This window comes from Fusibacter paucivorans (assembly GCF_018390735.1).
In the GTDB taxonomy this organism is placed as follows: domain Bacteria; phylum Bacillota; class Clostridia; order Peptostreptococcales; family Acidaminobacteraceae; genus Fusibacter; species Fusibacter paucivorans.
The window spans coordinates 69,566-85,586 of the sequence record NZ_JAHBCL010000013.1 but is presented as its reverse complement, the minus strand read 5'-3'; the positions used below and the strand labels follow the sequence as shown (position 1 = coordinate 85,586).

The following is a 16,021-nucleotide window of genomic DNA, read 5'->3' as shown; positions in this document are numbered from 1 at the left end:
TGGATAAATGCCGGGGGTTTTGACGCTTACATGATAATGAAATGAGTAACGTGATGCTCATGATAAACGAGCGCGTGTGCGTTAATATTTGCGTCTTTGCAGACGACGCTTGCGTCGAAGTGAAATCAGCCGAATCCAAGTGACAATTGTTCGCCAGATTATTAAAGCTAATAACAGCTTAATGCCGGTACTCAAATAAAACATCTTATCCTTGTAAAAGGGGATATGATCATAGTGCTCAATCTCAGCTGACATAAGATCTTCGCCGGAATAATCATCGTCAGCAATAAGATTGGCTTCACAGAGGACTTTATCGCCAAGATAGTATTTTATCTCTCCGAGTATTTCCCCTTTTGAAATCGGCAATACAGGGTGATCTGTTGTCGTCACTTCCTTAATGAGTGAGTTGGCACTGACTTCATATCCTAAATCGACACTCAATGCATGATCAGGGTGCAAATAAATGGTCGTTTGGCGTGCATCATTAAGGGATAATGATGTCACGACTTCATTTTCTTCATAGAGCATATAACTGGAAACGCTGTAAAGACCGTAATCTAGTAAGTTTCTCGTATCAATATACATATTGACGCCTTCACTCTTAAGAATAGCTGAAATATAGCGTCTGCCGTCTTTTTCAATCGCACCTACAAAACAGTGTCTGGCAATCGTTGTATAACCACTCTTGATACCTGTCATGAGATCATAACCCTTTGTAACCGTTTCACCTCGGACGTTAATTTTATCAGATGACCCTGGGACACCGGGAATAAACTTATTGGAATGGTTGAGAACACGATCTTCCGTTTTTACTTGATTAGCAGGAATTGTATAGCGCGGCGTCATAATAATTTCACGAAAATAGGGAATTTCCATGGCGGCTTTTGCAATCATTGCAAGATCATACGCCGTAGACACATGGTTTTCATTTGGCAAACCATGCGGATTTTCAAAATTTGAATTCAAAGCCCCCAATGAAGCCGCTCTTTCATTCATAACCATTGTGAAGGCTTCAACAGTTCCAGAATGAAACTTCGCAAGTGCCTCAGCGGCATCATTGGCGCTCACCATGAGCATAGCGTGCAGCAATTGGTCTACTGTCAGTACTTCACCTGTTTCTAATGCAATTGATGAGCCATCGACATAGGGAACTTTTTCATCGATTGTGACTTCGGCATTAAGATCGCAGTCTTCCAAGATAATCAATGCCGTGAGAATTTTGGTTGTACTCGCCGGAAACATGGGAATGTTTGCATTTTTTTCAAAAATAACTTGTCCAGTATCTTCATTAATGAGAATGGCTGCTTCAGCAACCAAATCAGATTTATCAAGGGAAAATGGTGCTTCATCTGCAAAAATTGGTATTGCGAACAGATGAATTGTTAATAAAATAAGCATTGTCATTCGTTTCGTCATATTGATCATGCATTCCTCCTCTTTGAACATTATAACGGAAGGACTATAAAAAATAAATGCTGAATATTTTATAGCAAACCCTGCAAAGCAATTGATTGCGTCAAACCGAAATGGTAAAATATACCACATAGGAGGTGTAGGATGACGAAATGGTACCATGTCCCGACAATTGCAATGCTGATTGCATTGATTGTGACGCATAGTATGCCGGATGCGGCACATGACGTCAAGGAAGTTTTCACACCGATTGTTGAAGAACAAATAAATGTCGAGATGGTAGAAAAGAAGGGTAATCATGCCAATAGTATACCTGTTGATATAAGCGATCATACAGAAGCGAACGTGGAAGCTGCAACCATTTATGATCCTGTTGAAGCACTTTATATTGATATAGAGACTTTTAACAAATATACAGCAGATGGGTATACACATTTTCGTGGGATTGGTAAGATAATTGCTGAACGTATTTTTGAGTATCGTCAAAACCAAGGCCCGTTTGAGAGCTTTGATGCAATCATCAATGTTAAGGGCATTGGTCCGGCAAAACTTGAAAGTATTAAATCTGCCGTGCCAGAGTGATTATCACGCTATTTCAAGAGGGGTATCTGTCAAAAACCACGCGTATCTGCTATAATAATCAGGGGGGTGAGCATATGGAAAATGCAAAATTGACGGCATACACAAAAAGTGCTGGTTGAGCGGCTAAAATTGGTCCTGAGACCCTCGCACAAGTTTTGTGCGATATTCCTAAAAATGAAGATCCTGCGCTCATCGTAGGTTATGAAACTTCAGATGACGCCGCAGTTTACCAATTAGATGAAAAAACCGGTCTTATTCAGACGCTTGACTTCTTTACACCGATTGTTGATGACCCCTATGATTTTGGACAAATTGCAGCAGCAAATGCGCTGAGTGATGTCTATGCTATGGGAGGAACACCGCGCGTTGCCATGAATATTGTCTGTTTCCCAAATTGTCTCGACACTGCCATTTTGAAAGAAATACTGAGAGGCGGTGCTGAAAAAGTGAAAGAGTCGGGGGCAGTCTTGGCAGGCGGACACTCGATAGAAGACAACGAACCCAAATATGGCCTTTCTGTAACCGGACTTGTCGATCCATTGCATATCTGGCAGAATGCAGGCGCACAAGCGGGCGATGTTATTATACTGACCAAGCCGTTGGGGATGGGTGTGCTGACAACAGCACTTAAAGAAGGAATGGTTGACACAGAAACCATTGTGATGATTACAAAAATTATGAGTACGTTAAATAAATACGCTGCCGAAGCCGTTAAAGCATTAGATGTCCATGCCTGCACCGATATTACAGGCTTTGGTCTCTTAGGCCATGCATTAGAAATGGCAGAAGGCAGTCACGTTACGATCGAAATGTGTTTAAGCAGCATTCCTTATGTGGATGCGGCATTACCTTTAGCAGAAATGGGTATTATTCCGGCGGGTGCATACCGCAATCAGGCACACGTCATGCCAAAGACAGCTTTTGAAGGCGACTTATCTGTGGCGCTTTTGGATCTTTGTTACGATCCGCAGACGTCTGGCGGACTTTTGATAGCACTGCCGGAAGCACAGGCGAATGATGCGATGGAAGCGCTGACTACTGCACTTGATGTGCCTTTTGCGCGTATTGGGAAAATTGTTGCAGCAGGTGCACATGCACTGCGCATAAAACCGTAATGACAGTTTCGCATCGCTTAATAGCGGAGAAAATACTGTCAAGCGGTGAACCATTGAACATATTGGGAGGCAAGAATGAAATCGTTATATTCAAATATTCCAAATATGAATGAAATCCTGTCAAAATTATCAATGGATGACATTGATCCAAAATGGCAAAAAAAATTAGCTGACCAATATTTGCAAACACTGCGGGAATCGATTGCTTCAGGTGATGTTAAAGACGTCAACGCCGATGAGGTCATTCAATCGATTCGCAACTTTATTGAAGCGACGCTTGCGCCCGGCTTAAAGCGAATTATTAACGGTACAGGCGTCATTATTCATACTAATCTTGGCAGGTCTTCCATTTCAAAGAGGCTTTTGGATGAAGCGGCTGATGTTCTTGCTCACTACAGCAATTTAGAATATAGTTTAGAGAAAGGGGCACGCGGTTCACGCTATGCCCCGGTTGTTGAAAGACTAAAACTGCTCACTGGTGCAGAAGATGCTATCGTTGTCAACAATAATGCAGCAGCCGTTATGCTGACGCTTAATACATTTGCATCAGGCGGCAGCGTTATTGTTTCTAGGGGGGAACTCGTTGAAATCGGAGGCGCATTTCGTATCCCCGAGGTAATGAAACTCAGCGGCTGCCAACTGATTGAAGTCGGGACAACCAATAAAACACACCCTTTTGATTATACTCAGGCAATTGACGAAGAGACGCGCATGATGATGAAAGTGCATACGAGCAATTATCGTATTCAAGGTTTTACAGCCTCTGTTGAGACTGATGTCCTCAGTGAAATTGCGAAGGCTAACGCGCTCATTCTCTATGAGGACTTGGGCAGCGGCACTTTTGAGGCGATCGAAGGTTTTCAGGAAAAAACCATTCAAGAAGCAGCCGCACATTGCGATTTGCTTTCCTTTTCAGGTGACAAACTGCTGGGCGGACCGCAGTGCGGCATTATCGTAGGCAAACAAAAGCTGATTGCTCAAATAAAAGCTAATCAATTGCTTCGAGCGCTTCGCGTCGACAAGTTTACACTTAGCATCTTGGACAGACTGATGACTGCATACTTCAAGAATGAAGCACTGCGTACAGAAGCAATCCCAACACATCGCTATTTGAAATTGTCAAAAGATACGATTGAGGCAAAAGTAGATGCCTTTTTAAATCAATACCAAGAACCATTAAACAACATACAGCTCCATGTTGCCAAGGCGTCTATGGATTCAGAAGTAGGTGCAGGCAGTATGCCGCTCGCGTTGCTGCCTTCATGCGGTTTAATCATTCAATCTGACCATTCGATAGAAAAATGCTTTCAGGCGATGCGTCGCCTGGATCAACCGCTGATTGGCCGCATCGAAAAAGACAGCATCGTACTGGATTTTAGGATGATTGAAGAAGATGATTTCACAGGCGTTTTCAATGCATTGAAAGCGGGGTGCTATCATGCATAACCATCTCGTTATCGGGACTGCCGGCCATATTGATCACGGTAAAAGCACATTGGTCAAAGCGCTGACTGCAATTGATCCAGATAGACTTGAAGAAGAAAAAAAACGAGGTATCACCATTGTCTTAGGCTATGCGCATATACGTATTGACGATGATGAAGTCAGCTTTGTCGATGTCCCTGGGCATGAGCGATTCGTTAAGACAATGCTTTCCGGCGTTACCGGCATTGACGCTGTCATGCTGATCGTCGCTGCCGATGAAGGGATCATGCCGCAGACGCTTGAGCACTTTGCCATTGCAAAGCATTTGGCAGTCAATAATGGCTTTATTGTGATCACCAAAGCAGATCGAGCATCAGACGAGCAAATAGATTCATTAAAAAAAGCTTTAGCTGTCATGACAATAGATTCTTTTCTTGAAGGCAAACCGATTTTTGTCACAGCAATAGATAATCCTGATCGTTACCAAGTGGTTCGTGCCTATCTAAAACAGCTTCTCGAGCCGATCTCAACTGAGAGAGCTGATTTGCCACCCCGAATGTATATTGACCGTGTGTTTACACTGAAGGGAAAGGGAACCGTTGTAACGGGGACGCTAATCGAAGGTACTTTTAAAAAGGATGACATCCTCTATGCTTATCCAAGTGACACAAAAACGAGAATCAAGCAGATTCAAATACATGGCGAAAGTGTCAATGATGCTGTTTATGGTCATCGTGTTGCGATGAACCTCACCTGTGATATGGATGCTGTGAAACGCGGTGACCTATTAACGACCGTTGCGAATCGAAAAGGGCAGTACATCTTGGATGTAGAGGCTGACTTTGATCAATACGTTAGACATTGGCAGCGCATTCGTTTTTTTCACGGCACGCGCGAAGTAATGGGACGACTCGTATTGACGAACCAGCATCCAATTGAAAGCGATACACATGCTGTTGCTCAAATCAGACTTGAGGAGGCTGTTTTTGCCAATATTGGCGATCGTTTTATCATGAGGCGGTTTTCGCCGGTTCAAACCATTGGCGGTGGTATAATCGCAAATGCCAATGCCAAAAAACATCACATTACGACGATCACCGACATTTCGGAGGATGCCTATTTTAATGAACAGCTAAACGCGCTGCAAGAACCGTTTGATATTCATAATACATTATTTGATAGCTTATCGACTTCAAAAGAAATGCTTGAAAAGCTTATTAAACAAGGCATCCACACTGGCAACATCATCGCATTGTCTGATGTGCTGTATATGACAGCCAATGCTTATGAGACAAAACGGGATGCCGTTTACCAATTTGTCGAATCTTATCATGAAGCACATCCTTATCGTTTTGGTGTTAATCGTGCAGAGCTGAAGTCCAAGTGTTTTTCAAAATATACGAAACAGGTCTTCGATCGTTTTCTGGTACAGCTGTATATGGACAAAACCTTAAGAATTACAGCACAATGGGTGCATATTTATGATTTTGAACCGACAGAAGATGCAGCATTTTATAAATTGAAAAGCGAATTTGATGCTGTTTTTGAAGCGGATGCGCTCAAAATGGCGAAGGCATCTGATTTAATAAAGCTGGCGAATAAATCGTCAAACCATGCAGATCTTTATCGTTATTTGAAATATCGGGAAAATATTGTTAAAATAAATGAAGATCGCTATATGCTGAAAGCGGCTTATGATTCCGCTAGGGAAGCGATGCTCACATACTTTGAAAACAATGCATTCACAGATGTTGCCTCGTATCGCGATCTACTTGGAACATCGCGTAAAAACAGCGTTATGCTGCTGGAGCATTTTGATGAAATAGGGTTAACAAAACGGATTGAAAATAAAAGAGTTCTTATCAAATGAGATTGGAGTGAAAACATGTCAGAGAAAATTTTAGTTGTTGACGATGAGCCGATTTTGCTAAAGGGCCTCAAGTTTAGTTTAGAACAGGAGGGCTATGTTGTAGAAACGGCTGATGAGGGAAAGGATGCCTATTCGAAGATCCTTGAAAACACCTATGACGCCGTGATCTTGGATTTAATGCTTCCCGGAATGGACGGCCTGGAGATTTGTAAAAAGGTTAGAGAAAAATCAATGGTTCCTATTTTAATGTTAACAGCTAAGGATGACGACTCCAGTAAAGTACTCGGTCTGGAATACGGCGCAGACGACTATATCACGAAACCTTTTAACATGCTCGAATTAAAAGCGCGTATTAAAGCAATTTTAAGGCGTGTTCAAGTAGCCGATCAAGCAATTGCGTCAAACGTTATGAGTGTTGGTGACTTCACCATCAATACGCTTGGCAGAAAAGTAGCTGTCAATGGTCAAAATGTTAATTTAACAGCCAAGGAATTCGATTCGCTCCTGTTGCTGATGCTCAATGAGGAACGTGTTTACTCAAGAGAAGAACTGCTTGAGACGATTTGGGGTTATGAATACTTTGGTGATGTTCGAACCGTAGATGTACACATTCGACGCCTGAGAGAAAAGATTGAAGAGAACTCATCACAGCCTGATTACATTTTAACCAAATGGGGAGTGGGTTACTATTTTAAAAATAAGAAAAAAAGAGTTCTTTAAAAGTATTAGGTGGAAACTTGTTTCCACCTATTTAATATTAATATCCTTAATCCTTTTTATGACGACGATTTTTATTAAGGATTTTTTGATTAAGACAAATGTCGAAGAAGCTAAAACAAGTCTTTTAGTTCAGAATAATATCATTTCAAGTCAGATTGCACCTTATTTAAGAAATTCTGATAATACGTATACGTACCAATACATTGAAGACATTATCAAGCAGCACACTTTTGACTACGATTCCAGAACGTTAATTGTCAGTACGGCAGGAACTGTAGTCATTGATGCATATGATGAATACAATGGCCGTACACTGACAAATACGGAGGTTGTCAATGCTTTAAAAGGCAACAGTACTGCCAATATCTATCAATATGACAGGGATTACATTATGTATGCGGCAGTACCGATCATTGATGAAAATGAAATTATTGGCGTATCATTTATGTCTTCCGATATCAATGATGGATTTGAGAATATTAATCTCATCATTGATAAACTCCTGATTATCTTTACGACATCAGTATTAATCTCGCTCTTTGTCAGCCTTTTTTTCTCGGAAATTATCGCACTGCCAATAGAAAACTTGACAGATTCCGTCAAAAAAATTACGACGGGCAATTACGATACAAAAGTTGCCGTGAAAGGGAATGATGAAATCAGTGCCCTCGGCAATGCGTTTAACTTAATGTCCACAAAGCTATTTCAAGTGGATGACAGACGTAAAAAGTTCGTTTCAAATGTTTCACACGAACTGAGAACGCCGATGACGAGTATGAAAATTGTCGCAGATACACTATTGTCTCAAGAGCACTGGGATGAACCGATTTATCGTGAATTCTTAGGGGATATCAACATGGAAGTCGACCGTTTGAATAAGATCATTGACAGTCTCTTATATCTGGCAAAAATTGAAAAAGACGAATTAGAACTTGATCTTAGCGTCACATACGTTAACTATCTCATCGAAAAAGTGATCAAGACGATCAAGCCCATTGCGACAAAGAAAAATATTGAGTTGACGTTTAATTCTCAGAGTAAAATCCAGATTAATTTAGATCAGGAAAAAATTCAGCAATGCCTTTTAAACATTGTTGGGAACGCTGTAAAGTATACACCTGAGGGCGGTCTAGTCGTGCTTTCTTTAATAGAGCGCAAAGATGAGATTGTTATCAACGTCACCGACAACGGCATTGGTATTCCTGAAAAAGATTTGCCATATGTCTTTGATCGCTTTTACCGCGTCGATGAAGCGCGTGCCAGAAAAACAGGCGGAACTGGGCTGGGGCTATCAATAGCACAGCAAATTGTTCAGCTTCATCAAGGCAGTATTGAAGTAACCAGTGAAGTTGGGCGCGGCACCATCATATCCATTATTTTACCAAAGATATAGGAGGCCAAATGAAAAGAATATTCATTGTTTTATTAATGGGATTTTCATTATTGGCTGTTGGTCTTAACATGACCATTGATTTTCCCGAACTTGAGAATAACGCTTATATTTCGCCTAATAAAGAGGCTATTAGCTTTCACACTAAGATTTATTTCGTTTACGGCAATGCACTGCGCACGGAAAATCGAAAAATAGAAGTCAAAAACAACGATTATGAAAGTGCGATGATCAATGCCATTATCGTCGGTCCGAAAAACATTGCTTACAAAAGCCTTTTAGTTGATGAAAGTGAAATTATTTCTGTGGAATATGCCAACAATACCTGCTATCTAAATCTTTCAAAGGATATCTTAGAAACGGAGCGATGGCAGGACGAACGATTAGATCTCTATCTTTGGAGCGTTGTGAACTCATTAACGGAAATAAAGCGCGTCTTCCAAGTGCAGTTTCTCATTGACGGCGAACGCATTAATCGATCAATACTCGACTATAATTTAAATGCACCATTGTCCCGACTTGAAAGTCTAAATTATGAAAAAGAGCGAATGCCTTCAGACGTTATTGTCGAATTTATTGACAACATTACTTCAACACGATACGATCTCGCTTATGAACTATTGTCAGAGAATACGAAGCAAGTATATGACTTCAATGACTTCGTAAAGTTCGCGAATAGTATCGGTGATGAAACTTTTGGCTTTACGCGGGACATGTACTTTACAAAAACATATTCAGATCATTGGGTCGTGTATGTAAAATTTTTAAAGAATGTAGAAAACAAAGCTTTTCAAGAGCATTTTTTTAAGAATTGGACTGTTGTCAATGACAATGGCAATTACTTGGTAGACTTATTGTCCAATTAGAACATAGACAGCCATCGCAGCATTCATTGAGACTGCTGCTATGACTGACGCAGGAAACGCACAATAGGAATTTAATATAATTGTCACGATATTTCTAGTCTTTTAGGTATATAATGATGCTAAGAAATATTGAAAGGTGAGACGCCATGATCAAAAAAATGATAGCACTGCTTTTTAGTGTTATGTTGCTGGCAACATCGTTGCCGATTTTTGCAGATACAGCGCATTGGTCTGATGCACTCAGAGAACAATTGGAAAAAGATGATTTTATTTTGACAAGTGATACACTTAATGTTGGTGAGGATATCAGCAAAAGTGATTTTGTAAAAATTTTAAATCGATTTGATCTCGATGCCTCGGAAGAGACGATTGAATTAAGCGGTGAAATATCGAGACTCGAGGCTGTTAAACACGTTATTGATCATCTTGGTTACAGTTATTTAGCAAATCAGCTAAATCAAACTGATGTACCTTTTGACGATACTTACAGCGATACCGGTTACCTTCGACTCGGCCTTGACTTTGGCATTATCTCTGAGAACGATACGCGGACATTTCGTCCAAATGATGCGCTTAAAACGGAAGAAGCAATCGCGATACTCTACCATGTCGATCGATTGTTGGCACTTAACATAACATCCTTATCAAGTTATTATGCAATCAGTTCCTATAGCCAAATTGGCAATATCAAAGATCTTGATACTGTCATTTTTGGATGGTCGAGATTAGAATACAACAGTGATTTAAACCGTATTCTACTCAACACCAGTACGCGAAACAACAATGAATACAGAATTCCTTCAGGGTATGAAGAGCCGATTGAGCGCGCTAAATATGGCAGTACAGAAAGGCTGTTAATGCTTACGGTAATCGATGATTACATTGAGGCGAATACCGTCGTTGAATCCATTATTGCGCATCCAGGTTATCGCGATCAGGCGATCAAGGCAATTGTAGATGAGATTGTTAAAGATGACAGCACAATGGGTTTTACAGGTGTACTCATTGATTTTGAAGGGCTGAAAGGTTCTGATAATGCAACGGCTCTGACATCATTTGTAAGGAGCTTGCGCAGTGCTTTGGATACGAAGTATAGCATTGCAGTCGCGGTACATCCGATAAGAAAAGATGGTATGACGTATTATGATGGCTATGATTACCGTGCACTCGGTGACATCGCCGATAAGATAATTTTGATGGCACATGATTTTTATCCCAAAAGATTGACGCAGTCAGATATGATCTCCGGTATTACGATAACGCCTCTGACGCCAATACAAGATATTTACTATGCAATAAAAGGAATTGTAGATCCGGTTACAGGTGTCAGAGATCATTCAAAAATAGTCTTTCAGCTTTCGATTGACAGTGTTCAGTGGAAGTTAAAGGATGGAAAGATTATCAATGAGAGGCCTTACAGACCATCGTATAGTGCCATTCTCTCAAGAATCAATCAGGATGTGACACCTCAGTATTCGAGCGAGCTGAAAAGCGCTTTTATCATCTTCCAAGATCCTATTGATGAAACCCGCAATGTCGTATGGTATGAGGATGAACGAAGTGTCGCGGCGAAGATCGAAATGGCGCTGCGCATGGGCATTTCAGATTTTTCAGTTTGGCGACTGGGAACGATTCCCGATTATATCGATTACGGCGCCTATTTAGATATATGGGATCGTATCCAATCTTACATTGATTAAATACACGCTAAGATAAACATCGTTCCTGTGAGAACGGTGTTTTTTTAAAGAGGTGATGAAGTTGCTGCCAAATTATGAAGAGACGCGCAATCGCTATTTTAAGCACATTCAGGGTTTAAAACAAACCTACCGATGTGTGGATGAAGAAACCGCCTATAACGGTATGCATTTTTGTTATTGCAGCAATACAGAGCTTCCCAAAAAGCTGTTCGTATTAACCGCAGGCATTCATGGCATTGAGGGCTATGTTGGTTCGGAGATGATTTGCTACTTTATAGATGACATTCTCTGCAATGTTGACCTCAATCGAAATGCTGTTATTATCGTAAATTTTATCAATGCATGGGGGATGCGGCATTTAACGCGCAACAATGCGGAGGGCATTGATCTCAATCGTAATTTTATTGAAGATTTTAGTCGAATGACTTGCAGCAAGACGGCTCATCCTTTTTTCAAAGGCGATTGGGTAAAGCAAAACGCGATGGATAACAGCCGACATTTTTTCAAAGAGGTCATGCCGCTGTTTTTAAGCCGTTATTGGCTTTTAACAACTGATCGTCTTCTCCGCGGTCAATACATTGATCCAACGTATCCTTTTTATGGCGGTACTGAACTGGCACCGGAAAATATTATTTTAACCAATTGGTTAAAACCTTATCTAAAGGCAAATGTCGACTGGCTGCTCGCTGATCTTCACACGGGTATCGGTGATTATGGCACGATGACGATGATTTTGGATCGACTAGAGCCAAAATCTGTTTTACAGTGGCGGATTGATCTTGGCTTCTCAAATGTATTGAGAACGGGCGAGGGTGCCATGTACGATATTGACGGTGACTTTACAGGATGGTTATACCAAAACCAGCATAATCGCAGTCATTTCAGCATAACGGTTGAATTCGGCCTTAGAAAAAAGCATTTTTTTAGCACATTTTTATCAATGAAGCATTTAATTACTGAAAACGGCATTCGTCTCAATCATTTGCCGATTACCTGCGAGCCTTTCATCTATGATTTTTTTCCAAAGGATGAGCGCTGGTGGGAGAGGGCTCAGCGTCAATTCAAAAAAGGGATGTTAGCACTCATTGACACTTTTCATTATTTAGACACATAAAAAAACACATTTATCTGATTTTTATACCAGAAAATGTGTTTTTTTGTTATGGCGAGGGTACGTGGGAATCGAACCCACCAAAGCGGCTCTTAACCACTCTCGCCGGTTTTGAAGACCGGAGGACACACCAGCACCCATCTACCCTCAGAATGAAATGATAACAGACTGATTGTTAGGCGTTCTTTTTGCCAATTGTCAACTTTTTCTCCGTGCCATTCAGCAGACGCTTTAAATTGGCACGATGTCGATAGATGACAAAACCGCCTAAGAAAATAGCGAAAATTTTAGAAGGCGTATCCTCTTTAAAGATTAAGACGCAAATTGGAAAAAAAAGCGCACTTGTTATTGAGGCAAGTGACATATACTTCGTTGCAAAGATAATGGCGAACTGCCAAATTAGCAGGCCTAATGCCATATAGGGAAATGTTACCGTTAATACACCAACAGATGTTGCAATCCCTTTTCCGCCTTTAAAATTAAGCCACACAGGGTAACAGTGCCCTAAAACACAAACGGTTCCTGCGATTAGTGCGCCGTTAAAACCGAGGATCTGCAAGCCTAAAAAAGCCGGAATAACCCCTTTAACGTAATCACCTATAAAAGCGAGGGCACCAATTTTTAAGCCCAGTGTTCGAACCACGTTTGTCGTGCCGGTATTGCCGCTCCCAACCGAACGAATGTCTATTTTGCCAAAGACTTTCGGGACGATATAAGAAAAGGGTATGCTCCCAATAAAATAACTCAATACGATTACGATGATATAGTGCATAACTTCCCCCCAAGTGTATGAAGATATAAATCCAAACTTTATTCACCGTCTTTATTCTAACACAGAATGTGCTGTGTTAAAATAACTATGTAAGGAAATTACACAATATCCTTCAGCTGATTCTTCACCGCGATGCTTTGAATTTCACTAAAACTGTCATTAAAGTATTATAATGAATAGCGAGGGCACTTAAGCTTAAAAAGATGTTATATGAAGAGGTAAAGATAAAAGGTTAAATAGACAGAGGAGGTCATATGAAAGAAGCATTCACACTCAACGCTTTTGGCGACATAACCCTATTCGGCTATCAATTATCGCAGACGAAACATCCTCAAAAAGTAGTTATTCTGGTACATGGTATGGCTGAAACCATTGCCAGATATGAGATGTTTGCAGCATTTCTCGCGGAACACGACATTGCCGTATTCGCATATGATCAACGGGGACATGGTAAAACAGCCGGCAGTACAGAAATGTTGGGTGAACTTGGTGAAGATGGCTGGAATCGCATGAAGCATGAACTGCGAAAAATAGTCGCAATGGCACGTGAATCTTATCCCGATACGCCTGTCTTCATCTTTGGGCACAGTATGGGGTCGTTCGTAACGCGTGATTTCCTCTTTGATTTTCAGCATTTAATAGACGGCGTTATTCTTTCCGGCACCGGTTTTCCATCTAAAACGCTGATTTCATCCGGTTATCATATTGCGTCATTCATTCAAACATTTAAAGGGGTGCATTATCATTCGAAAATCATTGATCACTTGACGTTTGGTGCCTATACGAAAAAATACGAGCAGCCGAAAACACGATTTGACTGGCTCTCTAGAGATGAAGCCGAGGTACAGAAGTTCGTTAACGATCCATATTGCGGCGCGCTCCATCCCGTCGGCTTTTTTACAGCTTTTTCTGAAAATTTAAAGCGTATTCTCTATGATGAATACTTTAAAACATCAGTATTGCCAAAACCGATGCTGTTAATGTCAGGGAGTATGGATCCTGTTGGCGATTTTGGAAAAGGTGTGAAAAAAAGCGCCGAGTTTTATCGAGAAGCAGGTTTTAATGTATCCCTGAAACTCTATGAAAATGGGCGCCATGAAATGCTGAATGAGATTAATCGTGAAATGGTATACAACGATATCATCAACTGGTTAAACGAGCATTAAGCTGAATAAGATAGTCAATACTCTTTAAGACGTCGTCAAATACAGGCGGCGTTTTCATTTCAATTGATAGAAAACCGTCATAGCCACCATTCATTAAGAGCCGAATGAGGGCATCATGCAAGGGGCGTGCTTCAATTGGCGCCAAATAGGGTTCACTAATATGAACGTGCTGGATGATATCAACGTGATCGGTTAGGATGTTGACCTGCTCATTATTGACAATCATCGTGCCTACATCCAAATTAATTTTAAGAGCGGGATGGTTGATTTCACGCACAAATGCAATGACATCCTGCGTCGAATTAAACATATTTGTGCCATAAATAGAAGGATTTGCTTCAAGGGCAATAATGACATCTTTTTTTTGAGCGGCATTGGCGATGTTCTCAAAAAAAAATGCTACATTATCGAGATCACCAGGCATCCGATTTCGTTGTTTTGGATTGCCAAAGACGAGGCTTTTACATTGAATAGCCGCTGCGAAATCAATTGCAGATTTTGTATAGTCAATCAGCAGCTGCTGTGACTGCTGATTTTGAAAGATGCGTTCACCTCTGCCATACCATATAGACTGCATAGACGGTATGGTTAACCCATACGTATCGAAAAGTTGTTGGCTAAAGGCACTTGCAGAATCAAGCGCTTCATAGGGTGATATGGGAAATAGGCGTGTCGGCGCAATTTCTAATCCTTGGAACCCCGACTGCTTAAGGATGGCATACACAGCTTCATCGTTTTCTGACCATGCAATATTTGAAATAGAAAGTTTCATTGGTCACCTCTCAAATACATTTCAATCGAATCCAGTACAGTTTCTTTAGTCATCAAATACGGAAAAGCACGATGAAGCAGATCTAATTCTGAAGCTGGGTCGTGGTAATAAGCTGCATATTTTGTACGCAGATCATAAATGGGATAGGCATTATCTTTTTCATTTAGATAGGGTTTTCCTTTTATACGCTCATGTATTTCTGAAATGCTAAGCGGTTCCGTTGCCAGGTTGACAGTCGTTAATTGATGTGAAAGTGCTGTTTCAATATCCTGCCAGAGGCGGTTGAGCGGATAAAATTGAAATACGGCTCTGCTGTCCGTAAAGTGAAGGGAAGAGAACTGCTGATGTTCATAAGCTTCCAAAAGTGCGGCAGCGTCATAGACTTCTTTTAAAACATAAAAATTCGTTGAGGTATCAAGTGTATAGGCTTTTGCAATTGCCGCTTCATTTGCAGATAATTTGTGATAGAGTGACGCTGAGAGTTTTGTAGGGATTGGATGGCTAAGATCATAAATGAAGTTCTTCTTAAGTCCAAGTCCAAAGAGTGCAGGCAATCTGACAATCAATGCATCAAAGTGCTCGCGTACATATGCTTCAAGCATCAGACGATGTTTGCCGTATGCATTTTTATCAAATGCATCAACCGACGGCATTGTCGCTTCGTCAACATGCAGCGGTTTTGGGTAAACGTCAATCGTTGAAATCAAAACTATTTTTTTAGGTGCAATGGCGCTGATATTAGCCATGGCTTCTTCAATGTGCAAGCGGTCTGCCTCGGGATTCTGAATAGCCATATACTTTTCTGCCTTAACACCGCAGTAAACTAAAAGATCTGGTTTTAATCCAAAAGCTTCTCTAATGTTCTTGCTGTTGTAATAGGCGTCAAACGCTGTTTGAACTTTTAAATTGCCACCGACAAAGCCGGTATAGCCGACAAGTACTTTCATGTAAGACTCCTTTAAAAAAGATTAATTATTATGATCGAATAGCATATTTTTGAACATTTATAATAAAATCAGTTTAATGCTTAGTGACTTACCATTTGTGGGAATTACATCATTAAAATTGCCATTAAGGATCAAATAAATGCAATGATGAAATTTCCTTAACAATGCAATT

General features: G+C 40.7%; 14 protein-coding genes and 1 tRNA gene. 10 read left to right on the top strand and 5 right to left on the bottom strand.

The genetic code is table 11. The annotated features are described in order from the left end of the window. Window positions 1–81: 81 nt before the first annotated feature. A complete protein-coding gene (locus tag KHM83_RS09005) occupies window positions 82–1,425 on the bottom strand; it encodes a D-alanyl-D-alanine carboxypeptidase family protein (protein WP_213236672.1) in 1,344 nt (447 codons plus the stop codon). 132 nt (window positions 1,426–1,557) lie between these two features. Between KHM83_RS09005 and KHM83_RS09000 the strand changes: the two genes are divergently transcribed. The 9 genes from KHM83_RS09000 (at window position 1,558) to KHM83_RS08960 (ending at window position 12,195) form a co-directional block, all read left to right on the top strand. Continuing rightward, entirely contained in the window at window positions 1,558–1,995 is a 438-nt protein-coding gene (locus tag KHM83_RS09000) for a ComEA family DNA-binding protein (RefSeq protein ID WP_213236671.1), read from the top strand. A 74-nt stretch (window positions 1,996–2,069) separates the two neighbouring features. Further along, the gene (gene selD, locus KHM83_RS08995) at window positions 2,070–3,110 is read left to right on the top strand and encodes a selenide, water dikinase SelD (RefSeq protein ID WP_213236670.1); all 1,041 of its coding nucleotides are present in this window, start codon (window positions 2,070–2,072) and stop codon (window positions 3,108–3,110) included. A 75-nt stretch (window positions 3,111–3,185) separates the two neighbouring features. Beyond that, window positions 3,186–4,556 carry an L-seryl-tRNA(Sec) selenium transferase gene (gene selA / locus KHM83_RS08990; RefSeq protein WP_213236669.1) on the top strand — a complete coding sequence of 457 codons (1,371 nt, stop codon included), beginning with the start codon at window positions 3,186–3,188 and terminating at the stop codon, window positions 4,554–4,556. After that, window positions 4,549–6,405 (top strand): selenocysteine-specific translation elongation factor, encoded by a 1,857-nt coding sequence (gene selB, locus KHM83_RS08985; protein WP_213236668.1) that lies wholly within the window; start codon window positions 4,549–4,551, stop codon window positions 6,403–6,405. Before selA ends, selB begins: the two co-directional genes overlap by 8 nt. Before the next feature lie 15 nt (window positions 6,406–6,420). After that, window positions 6,421–7,125 (top strand): response regulator transcription factor, encoded by a 705-nt coding sequence (locus KHM83_RS08980; RefSeq protein ID WP_213236667.1) that lies wholly within the window; start codon window positions 6,421–6,423, stop codon window positions 7,123–7,125. A gap of 85 nt (window positions 7,126–7,210) precedes the next feature. Further along, entirely contained in the window at window positions 7,211–8,518 is a 1,308-nt protein-coding gene (locus KHM83_RS08975) for a sensor histidine kinase (protein WP_213236666.1), read from the top strand. Between the two features lie 8 nt (window positions 8,519–8,526). Continuing rightward, the gene (locus KHM83_RS08970) at window positions 8,527–9,381 is read left to right on the top strand and encodes a GerMN domain-containing protein (protein WP_213236665.1); all 855 of its coding nucleotides are present in this window, start codon (window positions 8,527–8,529) and stop codon (window positions 9,379–9,381) included. 146 nt (window positions 9,382–9,527) lie between these two features. Beyond that, complete coding sequence (locus KHM83_RS08965) at window positions 9,528–11,081, top strand: glycosyl hydrolase family 18 protein (RefSeq protein WP_213236664.1); 1,554 nt, start codon at window positions 9,528–9,530, stop codon at window positions 11,079–11,081. Window positions 11,082–11,142: 61 nt separating this feature from the next. Continuing rightward, window positions 11,143–12,195, top strand: a complete 1,053-nt coding sequence (locus tag KHM83_RS08960; protein WP_213236663.1) for a DUF2817 domain-containing protein — start codon at window positions 11,143–11,145, stop codon at window positions 12,193–12,195. Window positions 12,196–12,244: 49 nt separating this feature from the next. Here KHM83_RS08960 and KHM83_RS08955 read toward each other — a convergent pair. Next, window positions 12,245–12,341, bottom strand: a tRNA-Sec gene (locus tag KHM83_RS08955). 26 nt (window positions 12,342–12,367) lie between these two features. Next, window positions 12,368–12,964 (bottom strand): glycerol-3-phosphate 1-O-acyltransferase PlsY, encoded by a 597-nt coding sequence (gene plsY / locus KHM83_RS08950; RefSeq protein WP_213236662.1) that lies wholly within the window; start codon window positions 12,962–12,964, stop codon window positions 12,368–12,370. A gap of 254 nt (window positions 12,965–13,218) precedes the next feature. On the opposite strand from plsY, the gene KHM83_RS08945 reads away from it, so the two are divergent. Then, window positions 13,219–14,130, top strand: coding sequence for an alpha/beta fold hydrolase (locus KHM83_RS08945; RefSeq protein ID WP_213236661.1), 912 nt, complete (start codon window positions 13,219–13,221; stop codon window positions 14,128–14,130). Here the strand turns inward: KHM83_RS08945 and KHM83_RS08940 are convergent. Together KHM83_RS08940 and KHM83_RS08935 are read right to left on the bottom strand one after the other, a co-directional pair. Then, entirely contained in the window at window positions 14,108–14,902 is a 795-nt protein-coding gene (locus tag KHM83_RS08940) for a sugar phosphate isomerase/epimerase family protein (RefSeq protein ID WP_213236660.1), read from the bottom strand. The two genes, KHM83_RS08945 and KHM83_RS08940, sit on opposite strands and share 23 nt — an antisense overlap. Then, window positions 14,899–15,849, bottom strand: coding sequence for an NAD-dependent epimerase/dehydratase family protein (locus KHM83_RS08935; protein ID WP_213236659.1), 951 nt, complete (start codon window positions 15,847–15,849; stop codon window positions 14,899–14,901). The genes KHM83_RS08940 and KHM83_RS08935 overlap by 4 nt, the downstream gene beginning before the upstream one ends. Between the last annotated feature and the right edge of the window lie 172 nt (window positions 15,850–16,021).

What these genes read in the sequence shown, in the direction of transcription:
- KHM83_RS09005 (WP_213236672.1), bottom strand. Translation starts at nt 1,425, where the DNA reads ATGATCAATATGACGAAACGAATGACAATGCTTATTTTATTAACAATT.
- KHM83_RS09000 (WP_213236671.1), top strand. Translation starts at nt 1,558, where the DNA reads ATGACGAAATGGTACCATGTCCCGACAATTGCAATGCTGATTGCATTG.
- selA (WP_213236669.1), top strand. Translation starts at nt 3,186, where the DNA reads ATGAAATCGTTATATTCAAATATTCCAAATATGAATGAAATCCTGTCA.
- selB (WP_213236668.1), top strand. Translation starts at nt 4,549, where the DNA reads ATGCATAACCATCTCGTTATCGGGACTGCCGGCCATATTGATCACGGT.
- KHM83_RS08980 (WP_213236667.1), top strand. Translation starts at nt 6,421, where the DNA reads ATGTCAGAGAAAATTTTAGTTGTTGACGATGAGCCGATTTTGCTAAAG.
- KHM83_RS08970 (WP_213236665.1), top strand. Translation starts at nt 8,527, where the DNA reads ATGAAAAGAATATTCATTGTTTTATTAATGGGATTTTCATTATTGGCT.
- KHM83_RS08965 (WP_213236664.1), top strand. Translation starts at nt 9,528, where the DNA reads ATGATCAAAAAAATGATAGCACTGCTTTTTAGTGTTATGTTGCTGGCA.
- plsY (WP_213236662.1), bottom strand. Translation starts at nt 12,964, where the DNA reads ATGCACTATATCATCGTAATCGTATTGAGTTATTTTATTGGGAGCATA.
- KHM83_RS08945 (WP_213236661.1), top strand. Translation starts at nt 13,219, where the DNA reads ATGAAAGAAGCATTCACACTCAACGCTTTTGGCGACATAACCCTATTC.
- KHM83_RS08940 (WP_213236660.1), bottom strand. Translation starts at nt 14,902, where the DNA reads ATGAAACTTTCTATTTCAAATATTGCATGGTCAGAAAACGATGAAGCT.
- KHM83_RS08935 (WP_213236659.1), bottom strand. Translation starts at nt 15,849, where the DNA reads ATGAAAGTACTTGTCGGCTATACCGGCTTTGTCGGTGGCAATTTAAAA.